General features: G+C 41.9%; 10 protein-coding genes. 9 read left to right on the top strand and 1 reads right to left on the bottom strand.

What is annotated here, in order from left to right:
* The first annotated feature begins 85 nt into the window (after nucleotides 1-85).
* From lpoB to umoD, 5 genes are all read left to right on the top strand, one after another.
* Nucleotides 86-655, top strand: a complete 570-nt coding sequence (gene lpoB, locus ABLA85_RS11800; RefSeq protein WP_367964329.1) for a penicillin-binding protein activator LpoB — start codon at nucleotides 86-88, stop codon at nucleotides 653-655.
* On the top strand, nucleotides 642-1,505 hold the full coding sequence (locus ABLA85_RS11795; protein WP_367964327.1) for a phosphotransferase: 864 nt from the start codon (nucleotides 642-644) through the stop codon (nucleotides 1,503-1,505). The genes lpoB and ABLA85_RS11795 overlap by 14 nt, the downstream gene beginning before the upstream one ends.
* A gap of 33 nt (nucleotides 1,506-1,538) precedes the next feature.
* Nucleotides 1,539-2,606, top strand: coding sequence for a beta-N-acetylhexosaminidase (gene nagZ / locus ABLA85_RS11790; protein WP_367964411.1), 1,068 nt, complete (start codon nucleotides 1,539-1,541; stop codon nucleotides 2,604-2,606).
* 408 nt (nucleotides 2,607-3,014) lie between these two features.
* On the top strand, nucleotides 3,015-4,319 hold the full coding sequence (locus ABLA85_RS11785) for an NAD(P)/FAD-dependent oxidoreductase (RefSeq protein ID WP_367964326.1): 1,305 nt from the start codon (nucleotides 3,015-3,017) through the stop codon (nucleotides 4,317-4,319).
* Nucleotides 4,320-4,791: 472 nt separating this feature from the next.
* A complete protein-coding gene (gene umoD / locus ABLA85_RS11780) occupies nucleotides 4,792-5,259 on the top strand; it encodes a UmoD family flagellar biogenesis regulator (protein WP_367964324.1) in 468 nt (155 codons plus the stop codon).
* 113 nt (nucleotides 5,260-5,372) lie between these two features.
* Here the strand turns inward: umoD and mfd are convergent, their stop codons facing one another.
* Nucleotides 5,373-8,813, bottom strand: coding sequence for a transcription-repair coupling factor (gene mfd, locus ABLA85_RS11775; protein WP_367964322.1), 3,441 nt, complete (start codon nucleotides 8,811-8,813; stop codon nucleotides 5,373-5,375).
* 448 nt (nucleotides 8,814-9,261) lie between these two features.
* Between mfd and lolC the strand changes: the two genes are divergently transcribed.
* From lolC to cobB, 4 genes are all read left to right on the top strand, one after another.
* Nucleotides 9,262-10,464, top strand: a complete 1,203-nt coding sequence (lolC, locus tag ABLA85_RS11770; RefSeq protein ID WP_367964321.1) for a lipoprotein-releasing ABC transporter permease subunit LolC — start codon at nucleotides 9,262-9,264, stop codon at nucleotides 10,462-10,464.
* A complete protein-coding gene (gene lolD / locus ABLA85_RS11765; protein ID WP_367964318.1) occupies nucleotides 10,457-11,158 on the top strand; it encodes a lipoprotein-releasing ABC transporter ATP-binding protein LolD in 702 nt (233 codons plus the stop codon). The genes lolC and lolD overlap by 8 nt, the downstream gene beginning before the upstream one ends.
* Complete coding sequence (gene lolE, locus ABLA85_RS11760) at nucleotides 11,158-12,405, top strand: lipoprotein-releasing ABC transporter permease subunit LolE (RefSeq protein WP_367964316.1); 1,248 nt, start codon at nucleotides 11,158-11,160, stop codon at nucleotides 12,403-12,405. The genes lolD and lolE overlap by 1 nt, the downstream gene beginning before the upstream one ends.
* A gap of 188 nt (nucleotides 12,406-12,593) precedes the next feature.
* On the top strand, nucleotides 12,594-13,412 hold the full coding sequence (gene cobB, locus ABLA85_RS11755) for a Sir2 family NAD+-dependent deacetylase (protein ID WP_367964314.1): 819 nt from the start codon (nucleotides 12,594-12,596) through the stop codon (nucleotides 13,410-13,412).
* Nucleotides 13,413-13,467 lie beyond the last annotated feature (55 nt).

The following is a 13,467-nucleotide window of genomic DNA, read 5'->3' as shown; positions in this document are numbered from 1 at the left end:
CGTTGATGGATTTACGTTAATAGAACTGTGTATAACAGATTCGTATGATAGTTGTGCTTAACCGTGTTGTAACTGGAGTAGATTAATGAAAAAAGTTCTCTTAGTTATATTATCAGCAATATTGCTGGCGAGTTGTTCATTAATACCACCACAGCCGCCTGCTCCTGTTACTCCTGCTGAACCAGAGCGAAAAACGGAACCTCCGGCAAAGCCTCTGGAGAAAGTTCCTCAACCTCCAAAGATTCAATCGATTAGTTGGAATAGTATCATTCAGCCATTAATTGAACAATTGGTCAATGCTCAGGGCGTAGAGGCAGGAAAAGTATTGCTTGTTGATACAGTTAAAAACAACACAAATGGCTCACTGAGAACACTTCAGGCTACAGATGCGATTACAGATGTGGTCAGTAAAAAACAGTTTTTTCAGCTAGTACCGAAAAAACAGGTGTATTACGCTCGGCAGGCATTAGGGTTGTCATCAGAAGATAGCCTGGCATTACGCAGTAAATCTATCGGCTTGGCGCGTTATTTGAATGCTGATTATGTGCTCTATTCTGCCGTGTCTGGTAACAATGAACAGCGTAAGATAGAGATGCAGCTTATGTTGGTCAAAACAGGTGAGATACTTTGGTCAGGTAGTGGTGATATTGACTAATCATAAAGCTTTACTTGAGGTATTGCGTCAGAAATGGCCTGACATTCCTGCAAGAAATTGGGAAATCAGGCCATTAACAGGATTGACCCAGGGAAGCTACTATATTACGGATGGCATGCATCAGATGGTGGGGCGCAGGCAAACGTGGCATAGTGGAACTCTGGGGGTGAATCGTCAACGGGAAAATCGGATCTTACGCAAGCTCTCTTTTGATGGTATTGCCCCTAAAGTCATCGCCATGCATGGTGATTGGCTGTTATTAGAATGGCTGAGCGGAACAAAAGTTACGGCTGAAGCATTTGGTTTACCGTCATTTCAACAGTCGTTGGCGCAAATAGTTGCTAACCTCCATCACCATTCACCATTGGGTTATTCTCTCCAGCTTAAACAACAAATCGCATCTCAGTGGCAGCAGATTGATAATCGAAGGCTTTCACCGGACTGGTTGCGGCTACATAAATTATTTATGACAGCAAAAATGCCTGCTCCTTTGAAAATAGCACCCGCTCACATGGATATTCATCCCGATAACCTGCTGATGACTTCAGAAGGCCTAAAATTGATTGATTGGGAATATGCAACGGATGTCGATATTGGTTTCTCATTGGCAACCTTATTTAAAGGTAATCAATGGGATGAGATACAGCAGAAGACTTTTTTGCATTATTATTGTACTTACGCATCAGACTATATTGATATCGTCTTATTAGAGCAAAAAATTAAGCAGTGGGAGCCGTGGGTGAGGTACATGATGCTGATGTGGTACGAAGTACGCTGGCAGCGGACAAAAGAGCCACAATTTTCAGCATTGGCTCATCCCTTGCGCCTGAGTTTTAATCTGGCGTTTTAGTCCGCAGTATGGTGATTAATAAGATAATACTTAATAGATAACCAATACAAAGAACTAATACAAATAGAAGTGAGGAATGTTATGGGTCCAGTAATGTTAGATGTTGTTGGTTATGAGCTGGATAGTGAAGAACGTGAAATTCTGCAACATCCATTAGTGGGCGGTTTGATCTTGTTTACCCGCAATTTTCACGATCCTCAGCAGTTATGTGATTTAGTTCGTCAGATCCGCGAAGCCTCCCGCCATCGTTTAGTTATTGCTGTTGATCAGGAAGGGGGACGTGTACAGCGTTTTCATGAAGGTTTTACTCGCTTACCTGCCGCACAGTCTTTTGCCTGCTTGCATGATGAACTGGTGGGGGGATATTTGGCAGAAGAATCCGGTTGGCTGATGGCATCAGAAATGATCTCAATGGATATTGATATCAGTTTTGCTCCTGTATTGGACTTGGGACATAAGTGCACTGCGATTGGTGAACGTTCGTTTCATGAAGAGCCTGAACCGGCGATGATAATGGCTGAACGATTTATCAGAGGGATGCATTCGGCAGGAATGAAATCAACGGGTAAACATTTTCCCGGACACGGAGCAGTAGCAGCAGATTCCCATAAAGAAACGCCATTGGATGATCGTTCAATGGATGCGATTAGCTGCCACGATATGTTGATCTTCCGTGATTTTATTCAACGAAATTTACTTGATGCAATTATGCCGGCTCATGTGATCTACTCTCAGGTTGATCATCGTCCGGCAAGTGCTTCTCCTTACTGGTTAAACAACGTCTTGCGCCAGCAACTAGGATTTAATGGTGTTATTTTTTCTGATGATCTGTCAATGGAAGGTGCGGCAGTTATGGGCGGGTATGCTGAACGTGCAAAAGCCTCAGTGGAAGCGGGATGCGACATGATTTTGGTGTGCAATAACCGTCAAGGGGTCACGGATGTCCTGGATAACTTACCAATGATTAATTCGAATAGAGTAACACGGTTATATCATCAGGGAGGTCAATTCAGTCTGGAAGAGTTGAAAAAATCAGAACGTTGGCAGCAGGCAAACAAGCAATTGAATAACCTATGTGAACAGTGGCTAAGTTGCGGTTGATCATTGAATTTGTCTGATTGGTTGCTGTCAAATCTGGGTAGGGTTACTGCCTGGTGATCCTATCTCTTTTGCTGCTTTATATTTATTTCTCCCTGAAGTTGGTTCCAGAATATCATTTTGTCAGAAAATCCTATAAATAACACTATCTTAACATTGTGAATTACAAATTTTCATAAACCAGATTTAAGTCTGATTAATTAAAGCCATGTACACAAATTTTGTGATTGGCGTCTAATTAATCAAAAGAATTTGATAGGGGATATTTTTGGTATGACCTACTGACTAGCCATGATATTCTGGAGATATTTTCAGTGCGAAATTTATTATGCCTGATGTTATTTAAGAACGTTATCCAAAAATTTTTTTAGCGCTTTACATAACATTAGTTGTATTTTCAGTGGGGTAGTCATGACAACGCCAAAGACAAGAATTGTCATTATTGGTGGGGGTGCTGGTGGTTTAGAGCTGGCAACACGTTTGGGACATAAATTAGGGCGCAAGAAAAAAGCCGAAATTACTTTGGTGGATCGCAACAACAGCCATTTATGGAAGCCATTATTGCATGAAGTCGCAACAGGCTCTCTTGATGATGGTGTTGATGCATTAAGTTATCTGGCCCATGCTAGTAACCATTACTTCAACTTCCAGTTAGGTACATTTACAAATATCGATCGTGAAGGAAAGAAAGTCACACTGGCTGAGATCCGCAATGAAAGTGGTGATTTACTTGTACCAGAACGTGAATTGGCTTACGACATTCTTGTCATGGCATTGGGTAGCCAATCGAATGATTTCGGTACGGCAGGTGTAAGAGAAAACTGTATTTTCCTTGATAACCCACAACAAGCGCATCGTTTCCACAATGAGATGTTAAACCTGTTTCTGAAATATTCTGCAAATCAATGTGCGGAAGAGAAAGTTAACATTGCGATTGTTGGTGGTGGCGCAACAGGTGTTGAGCTTTCAGCAGAGCTGTATAACGCCGTTAAGCAGTTGAACAGTTATGGTTTCGAAAGCCTGAATTCAGACGCATTGAATGTTACTTTAGTTGAGGCTGGTGAACGAATCCTGCCGGCATTGCCGCCACGTATTTCCAGTGCTGCGCATCAGGAATTAACCAAACTTGGTGTTAAAGTCTTAACCAAAACTATGGTAACCAGTGCAGATGAACATGGATTGAATACCAAAGATGGTGAACAAATCAAGGCGTCTTTAATGGTTTGGGCTGCGGGGATTAAGGCACCTGATTTTATGAAAGAGATTGGGGGGCTGGAAACAAACCGTATAAATCAGTTGGTAGTAAAACCTACTTTGCAGTCAACATTGGATGACAATATTTTTGTTATCGGCGATTGTGCATCATGCCCGAAAAAAGAGGGGGGTTTTGTTCCTCCACGCGCTCAGTCTGCTCACCAAATGGCAAGCCGTTGTTATAACAATATCTTGGCTCTACTGAATGAGAAACCACTGAAGGAGTATGTGTATAAAGATCACGGTTCACTGGTATCTTTATCTAAATTCAGTACAGTTGGTAGTTTGATGGGTAACTTGATGCGTGGCTCCATGATGGTAGAAGGGCGTATTGCACGTATTGTTTATATCTCTTTATACCGCATGCATCAGGTCGCATTACATGGATATATTAAAACAGGCTTAATGATGTTGGTTGGTGGAATTAACCGTGTTATTCGCCCACGTTTGAAATTGCACTAATTGAGTTAAAGGGGTTCATCTGGATTTGATATATCCAAAATATTTCAGATGAACCATTAAACATTTTTTTATTTTGTCTTGATTATTTTTTTATATTTTTTGTTATACCTTTCATAATTATTTCTCTATTATTTTTTAAACCTGTTTAATCCTTGTAATAAGGCTAGTTTTAATTAGGTAACTATGGCATAACAATGTATGTCAATATGTAAAAATTGAAAAAATTTAGTAAAAATATTCAATCTAATGATGTATAAAGAATAGGGGATATAAATTGAATGAAAAAATTCTATTCAATAGATTTTAAATCTTAATACAAATCAAAAGACTGAAAGATGGATAGCATTTATTTTAGTAGCCTCATAGGATTTTTCTTAATAATGAATTGAACGCATTTTTGGTTTCTACAAATAGTTAATGAACATGTTTAAATTCAGGAGTATATCAAATTATTAATATAACAAGGTGCTATGTGAGTAAACTAAAGACAAGGCAGTGTGGGATTTACTCTCTGATTGTTATGATTGCCGTTGGTATCGCTGCAATATTTTATTTTAAAAACCCGCAGCCTAAAATTGCACAAGTGCTCTCTTCGGAGCCTATTAAAACAATGGCTTATGCTCATCAATATTATTGTAATGGGGGTATATTACCATTTCTAATTGGATTGCGAAATATTGAGAATAATCATTTGTCTGTATATAAGAATAGTATGTTCACTCTTATTGAAATGTTAAATATAAAAAGAGAATATCATGCATTGAACTATTCTCAATTAAAAAATTGTATCATGGTTTATGTCAAGGAAAAACGTATTATTGGGTATGACGTTATTTATATGATCGGTGATAAACCTGGTAAGGTGAGAGTAACATATAAACCAAAACAAACCATTCCTCTGGATGAAAAGGGGAGATTAATTCTCACGCCGTATTTGTAGAAACAGGCCGTTTCAAAAAAAGCTGCGCCCTAGTCACATAGTTACCTATGCTCCTGGGGATTGGTTTCCTGGCTATCACGACATAACTCGAAATTTATTGGGTATAATCGCTGTTATATCTGATGTTGTTCGAATGTTTCCAATAATGTTTGGATGAACGATAAACGTGTTGCCCTTTCGGTTAAATTAATCATGAATTTTAATTTAGAAGACCCATCCAGTCGGTAAATATTGGGCTGAGTTTGCAATAAGCTGATGAGGTAATTGAGATCCACTTTGTTATTTTGGCTAAATTCAATAAAGCCACCTTTCTCATGGGCTTCTATGCGTCTAATTCCCAACTTTTGGGCTGTCAGGCGGATAGAAGCAGATTGCAATAACTGTCGGCCCGGATCAGGTAATGTACCGAATCGGTCAATTAATTCAACCTTCAATTCTGCCAGCTCATCGTCATTTTGAGCACTTGCAATACGTTTATAGAAAGAAAGGCGCATATTCACATCAGGAATATAATCATCGGGTAAAAGCACTGGCATGCGTAATTCTACTTCGGTTTGGTTAGTGGTGAGATCCTCAAGTGATGGCTCTCGCCCATCTTTGAGGGCATCAACCGCACTTTCCAATAATTCCATATAGAGAGTGAAACCGATACTCGCCATTTGACCACTTTGATCTTCGCCCAGAAGTTCACCGGCTCCCCTGATTTCCAGATCATGAGTTGCCAGCGCAAATCCTGCTCCCAGATCTTCAAGGGAGGCAATTGCTTCCAGTCGTTTCTGGGCGTCTGTGGTCATCGCCTTTGGATGAGGAGTCAGTAAATAAGCATAAGCTTGGTGGTGAGAGCGGCCAACACGTCCCCGCAATTGATGCAATTGAGCCAGACCAAAATGGTCTGCGCGTTCAATAATAATGGTATTGGCTGTAGGAATATCAATACCTGTTTCAATAATCGTAGTACATATCAGCACATTAAAACGCTGATGATGAAAATCTGCCATGACCCGCTCCAGATCACGTTCGCGCATTTGCCCATGGCCGACAACGATTCTGGCTTCAGGAACTAACTCTTCCAATCGATTTTTTGCTTTCTCAATATTCTCAACATCGTTATAAAGATAATAAACCTGACCACCACGTAAAATTTCACGCAGGATAGATTCTCGAACCACTAAACTATCATATTCACGCACAAAGGTTTTCACTGCCAGACGACGCGCTGGTGGTGTGGCAATGATTGATAAATCTCGCATACCACTCATTGCCATATTGAGTGTTCGGGGAATGGGAGTTGCTGTCATAGTCAGAACATCAACATTTGCGCGGATAGCTTTAATACGCTCTTTGTGCCGAACACCAAATCGGTGTTCTTCATCAACAACCAACAATCCCAGATCTTTCCAACAGAGATCAGCCTGTAACAGTTTATGAGTACCGATGATAATATCGACTTTCCCCTCTGCTGCCATATCTATAACTTGTTGCTGTTCTTTAGCACTGCGGAATCGGGACATAACTTCAATATGTACAGGCCAATTCGCAAAACGATCGCGGAAATTATCATAATGCTGTTGAGCCAGTAGGGTGGTCGGAACTAAGACGGCGACCTGTTTATTATTATTGATAGCGGTAAAAGCAGCGCGCATTGCCACTTCTGTCTTACCGAAACCAACATCACCACATACCAGCCTGTCCATGGCGATGGGCTGACACATATCATTCAATACGGCATTGATGGTTTGTTCTTGATCCGGTGTTGTATCGAATGGGAAACTCTGGCAGAACAGTTGATACTGCTCCCGATCGTGCTTAAACGCAAAACCAGGCTTAATGGCACGTCGCGCATATACATCCAATAACTCAGCCGCGACATCACGGACTTTTTCTGCTGCTTTCTGGCGTGCTTTATTCCAGGCATCACCACCAAGTTTGTGCAGAGGCGCATTTTCCTCTGCTCCTCCAGCGTAACGACTGATTAAGTGTAGGGAGGAGACGGGGACATACAATTTGTCCTCTCCGGCGTAGGTCAGGATGAGGTATTCAGCCTTAATTCCGCCTGCTTCCAGTGTCATTAGCCCTTGATAGCGTCCAACACCATGTTCAAGGTGTACAACGGGTTGACCATGACGCAATTCTGCAAGGTTACGGATCAAGGTATCAGTATTGATTGTGCGACGGTTATCTTGACGGCGACGACTTACTCGCTCACCAAGCATGTCACTTTCACAGATCAGGGCTAGTTTTTTCTCCTCATCAACGAAGCCTTGTTCTGCTGCACCGATCATTAAAAAACAGCCTGGCGACTTAGCATCCGCCAACTGTTGTATTTTTATTGGATGAATTTTGATCCGCGATAGTAATTCGTTTACAGACTCCCGGCGTCCTTCACTTTCCACTGAAAAAATGATCTTACCGTTAAATTGCTCTATAAAACGGCGCACTTTATCCAAAGGGGCTTTTTGATGCGCAGTAACGGATACATCGGGTAAAGGCTGGTAAGCGAGATTGATACTCCCGGCCTTTTGTGGCAATTCTTCGTTTCTGATTTGGAGGCGGGGCCAGTTTTTCAATTCAGCGAATAGCTTATCGACAGGAAGCCAAATTCGTTCAGGTGGCAATAATGGCCGCATTGGGTCAATCTTACGGCTCTCAAAACGTTGTCCTGTGTCCTGCCAAAAACGTTCGGCTGTTGCCATTATGTCTTGTGTAATAAGCAGGGTGTTTTCTGGCAGGTAATCAAAGAGAGTGGATAAAGGCTGCTCAAAGAATAATGGCTGCCAGTATTCAATACCTGCCGGTAGCGTTTTTTTACTGACTTGCTGATAAATATGTTCAGCATCACGGCGAACTTCAAACTGCTCACGCCATTGGCTGCGAAACAATTCGATAGCTTCTTTATCTGTTGGGAATTCATGGGCAGGCAGTAAACTGATTTTTTCCACTTCCATGAGTGTACGTTGGCTGTCCACGTCAAAAGTGCGCAGACTATCGATTTCATCATCAAAAAAATCGATACGGTAAGGGTATTCACTCCCCATAGGGAAGAGATCAAACAGGGCGCCACGCGTGGCAAATTCACCATGCTCAAGCACTTGATCTACATTGCGATAACCGGCTTGTTCCAGATCAGCACGTAATTTGTCACGGGAAAGTCGTTGCCCCTTATTCATGATCAAAGCATGCCCTCTGAGGTATTCATGCGGACAAACCCGCTGCATCAATGTATTCACAGGTAAGATAAGAACACCTTTCATCATAAAAGGTAATTGATACAGCGTAGATAAACGGTTTGAAATGATTTCCTGGTGAGGGGAAAAACTATCGTAAGGCAATGTTTCCCAATCTGACAGTATGTTTATTGGGGCATGGGTGAATTGTGGAATTTCATCACGTAACCGTAAGGCATTCTGCATATCTTTTGTTACTAGCAGAACAGGCCCTGAGTGACGTTCAATGATTTCGGCGCATTCGATAGCGCAAGCAGCGCCGATCAGGTGGCCTAATTGGCGGATATCACCGCGACGTTCAGGAAGTTGGTAACGATATTTTGCGGACATAAGCGTTTAATGTGTTCTCTAAGATTCAGTCCATTCCCAACACATTTTTAACCCAGTAGCCTTTACAATAAATACGCTGGCAGGTTGAGAGGCAAGGTTGAGAGAAAGTAAAAAAACACAGAACCGAAGTATGAATGGCTCCATGGAGGCAAAACTCCTCCTTTATTATCCCTGAACACTTTGCTTTGGCAACAGGGGAATAACAGATTTAATGTTTGTATTGAGGCGATATATTAATTCACTGAATGTGGGAATTGGAAGGGGGATAAGCAAATCTCAGTTAAACGATGATAATATGTAATCAGTAAACTGTATGGATTGAGTTTTATACAGAATATGTATGCAAAAATACAGACGTAAAAGTGAATACGCAAAATACAGAGATAAAATATGACCTTTTCTATTAATCTATTGTTTTTAAACAACTCCCTTTGATATGGCGGATTCTATGTTTCAATCTGTCCCATTATTTATCGGATTGCGCTATATGCGCGGACGAGCGGTCGATAAGTTTGGTCGCTTTGTTTCTTGGTTATCAGCCATTGGTATCACATTGGGAGTGGCTGCATTAATTACTGTGTTATCGGTGATGAACGGTTTCGAGCGTTCATTGGAAGCCAGTATTTTGGGTTTTATGCCTCACGTAATCATTACTTCAGAAAAAGGTTCAATTAATCCTGTTGAACACCCTGATAGCCAACTTTCAGGATTAAAAGGTGTTACCCGTATCGAGCCGATCGTTCAGGGGGATGTTGTGCTACAAAGTGCCCGTAATGTGGGGGTCGGAGTGATGTTGGGCATTACACCAGGTGAAAATACCCCATTGGCAAAATATATGGTTAATGTTGACCCTAACCAATTACAGCCGGGTCTTTATTCTGTGATCCTGGGGGAAAAATTGGCGGCAAGATTAGGAGTAAAACGGGGGGACCAAATTCGTGTTATTGTACCGAGTGCCAGTCAACTAACCCCAATGGGGAGGATACCCAGTCAGCGTTTATTTACGGTAGCTGGAACATTCTTTGCTAACAGTGAAGTTGATGACACAGAAATGTTGGTTAATCAGCAAGATGCAGCACGTCTTTTACGTTATCCCGTTAATAATATTACGGGCTGGCGTTTGTTCCTCAATGAGCCCTTAAAAGTGGATGCATTGAGCCAGCAACCACTGCCAAAAGATTTAATCTGGAAAGATTGGCGTGAACGCAAAGGCGAGTTTTTTCAGGCTGTGAGAATGGAAAAAAATATGATGGGATTATTGCTTAGCCTGATCATTGCAGTCGCTGCTTTCAATATTATTACTTCCCTCTCTTTATTGGTGATGGAAAAACAAGGAGAGATTGCTATCTTGCAGACACAAGGGCTGACCCGTCGTCAGATAATGACTATTTTTATGATCCAGGGAGCAGGAGCAGGCATCATTGGTGCTTTATTGGGAACGGGACTGGGAATACTGCTTTCCAGTCAGTTAAATAATTTAATGCCCGTTATCGGCCTGCTGACTGAAGGTATGCAGTTACCTGTCGTCATTGAACCTGTTCAAGTGGTCATGATCGCCATTATTGCCATGTTTATCTCGTTGTTATCAACTTTATACCCTTCCTGGCGCGCGGCTGCCATCCAACCTGCTGAGGCTTTACGTTATGAGTAACCAACCTTTATTGTTATGTCATCATTTGTGCAAAAAATATCAGGAAGGGCAGGTTTCTACAGAGGTATTAAAAAATGTCACTTTCTCTATGCAACAGGGAGAAATGATGGCAATTGTCGGGAGCTCTGGTTCTGGCAAAAGTACTCTGTTGCATTTACTTGGTGGATTGGATTCACCGACCGCTGGTGAAGTTCTTTTCAAGGGAAAATCTCTTAATAAGATGTCTGCTTCTGGACGAGCGCAATTACGGAACAGTGAAATTGGTTTTATTTACCAGTTTCATCATCTGTTACCTGATTTCAATGCACTAGAAAATGTCGCTATGCCATTACTTATCGGAGGTAAAAAGCGTCAGGCTCAACAAAAGGCGCTGGACATGCTGGCGGCAGTTGGATTGGACAATCGGGCCCACCATCGACCTTCTGAATTATCAGGAGGAGAACGTCAAAGAGTTGCCATTGCCCGTGCATTAGTCAATGACCCCTCATTAGTACTGGCAGATGAACCGACAGGCAATCTTGATCAACGAAATGCTGACAGTATCTTTGAGCTTTTGAAAGAATTGAATCAACGGCAAGGTACAGCTTTTTTGGTAGTAACTCATGATCTGAAATTGGCTGACCGATTGGCTCGTCAGGTAGAAATGCGCGACGGATATTTACAGGATGAATTAACCCTAATGGGGGGAATGTAATGGCAAATCTGCCTCTTGCATTGTTCACTGCGTTACGTTTCAGCCGGGGGCGTCGTTATGCGGGAATGGTTTCTCTCATCTCAATTATTTCGACAATGGGAATTATGCTCGGTGTTGCGGTATTGATTATCGGATTGAGTGCCATGAATGGTTTTGAACGTGAATTGAAAAACCGGGTACTTTCTGTTGTACCACATGGGCAAATTTTTGCAGTGGAGCAACCTTTTCAGCATTGGGAACGCGCACTTGAACAAGTAAAACGAACACCGGGTATTGTAGGAGCATCACCTTATATCGAATTTACCGGGTTGATGGAGCGAGGTGATAAACTGCATGCTGTTCAAGTACGTGGTGTAGAACCTTCCACTGAGCCTGATGTCAGTGCTTTGCCTCAGTTTGTTAGCAACGGAGCCTGGCAAACATTTCAGGCGGGAAAACATCAGGTGATTTTAGGACAAGGAGTGGCAAGTTCACTCAATGTGAAGAAAGGCGATTGGCTAACAGTCATGATACCCAATAGCGATCCGAGTCTGAAATTATTACAACCTAAACGGCTTCGTTTGCAGGTTACTGGAATTTTTCAGTTGAGTGGTTTATTGGATCATCGTTTAGCTTTGGTTCCATTATCTGATGCGCAACAATATCTGGATTATGGTGATGGTATTACCGGCATTGCCATCAAAGCTGACAATGTTTTTGCCGCAGAACAGCGAGTTTTGGATGCAGGTAAAGCAACAGGAAGATATGTTTATATCAGTACGTGGATCAAAGATTACGGTTACATGTATAACGATATTCAGATGATACGTGGCATCATGTACCTGGCTATGATTCTGGTTATTGGGGTGGCTTGTTTTAATATCGTTTCAACGCTGATTATGGCAGTCAAAGATAAAAGCAGTGATATCGCTATCCTGCGTACATTGGGTGCCAAAGATGGGCATATCAGAGCGATCTTTTTATGGTATGGGTTATTGACTGGCATGGTTGGTAGTACCATTGGCGTTATTGTCGGAATTTTCACATCGCTTAATTTGACGGCTATCATTAAATGGATGGAGAGGTCGTTCGGGCATCAATTCCTTTCCGGGGATATCTATTTTATTGATTTTCTGCCGTCAGAGTTACATGCCATGGATATTATTTATGTGTTGTCAACGGCTCTTATCTTGAGCTTGTTGGCCAGTTGGTATCCTGCTCGTCGGGCCAGTAAACTTGATCCAGCGCGGATTTTGAGTGGTCAATAATATTCCATAGTATTAACTATTACCTAAGCGCGTTATCTTACGGAGTTAACTGAGCAGAAAAGACGGCTTGAACATGTCCCGGATAGAACAGCGGTAAAATTAACAGATGCTGAGGGAATGTTCCTAAAGAGATTGATCTTAAAAAGCCACTGGACTTCAAAAAGGGAGTAGTTTAAGGAGATGGTCATATGCGTGTTATTCATCGGCTCAGTAAATTCTGTAAGATTAGACGACTGCGGCGTCAGCGATTTCATAGGCAAATTTTTTACAGGGATATTCGCTTGGCAAATAAAATAAAAAATCCCCATGTGGTGGTACTGACCGGAGCGGGTATTTCCGCTGAGTCAGGGATCAGAACTTTTCGCTCTTCTGATGGCTTATGGGAAGAGCACCGTGTTGAAGATATTGCTACACCTGAAGGGTTTAAACGTGACCCTGAATTAGTTCAGGAATTTTACAATGCACGTCGAGAACAGCTACAACAGCCGGAAATCCAGCCCAATGCTGCACATTACGTTTTGGCAAAACTTGAACAAGAACTGGGTGATAACTTTCTGTTAGTGACACAAAATATTGATAACCTGCATGAACGAGCGGGAAGCCAGCGTATTATTCATATGCATGGTGAACTCCTGAAAGTCCGTTGCTGTCAATCTGGGCAGGTCATTGAGTGGACATCGAAACTGTCTATGGAAGATCGCTGTCATTGCTGTCAATTTCCCTCGTTACTGCGTCCCCATGTTGTGTGGTTCGGGGAAATGCCGCTAGGGATGGAGCAAATTTATTCTGCTTTGGCTAAGGCAGATATTTTTATTGCTATTGGTACTTCCGGTCACGTTTATCCCGCGGCAGGTTTTGTGCATGAAGCGAAGTTATCCGGTGCTCATACTGTTGAACTGAATTTAGAGCCTAGTCAGGTTGAAAGTATGTTTGATGAAAAACATTATGGTAATGCTAGCGAAATAGTTACTCAATATATTCAATCACTACTCCAGCAGATGGATTGATATTTTCTCAGGTATACATCTTTAGCTATATTCAGCCATGTTCCCCAGCCACATT

The sequence above is a fragment of the Xenorhabdus sp. SGI246 genome, assembly GCF_040838225.1.
GTDB lineage: Bacteria > Pseudomonadota > Gammaproteobacteria > Enterobacterales > Enterobacteriaceae > Xenorhabdus > Xenorhabdus indica.
Note: the sequence above shows the minus strand (reverse complement) of the source record. Positions and strands in the feature narration are given on the sequence as shown.

Coding starts and splice junctions, on each gene's coding strand:
- lpoB (WP_367964329.1), top strand. CDS start 86: ATGAAAAAAGTTCTCTTAGTTATATTATCAGCAATATTGCTGGCGAGT.
- ABLA85_RS11785 (WP_367964326.1), top strand. CDS start 3,015: ATGACAACGCCAAAGACAAGAATTGTCATTATTGGTGGGGGTGCTGGT.
- mfd (WP_367964322.1), bottom strand. CDS start 8,813: ATGTCCGCAAAATATCGTTACCAACTTCCTGAACGTCGCGGTGATATC.
- lolC (WP_367964321.1), top strand. CDS start 9,262: ATGTTTCAATCTGTCCCATTATTTATCGGATTGCGCTATATGCGCGGA.
- lolD (WP_367964318.1), top strand. CDS start 10,457: ATGAGTAACCAACCTTTATTGTTATGTCATCATTTGTGCAAAAAATAT.
- lolE (WP_367964316.1), top strand. CDS start 11,158: ATGGCAAATCTGCCTCTTGCATTGTTCACTGCGTTACGTTTCAGCCGG.
- cobB (WP_367964314.1), top strand. CDS start 12,594: ATGCGTGTTATTCATCGGCTCAGTAAATTCTGTAAGATTAGACGACTG.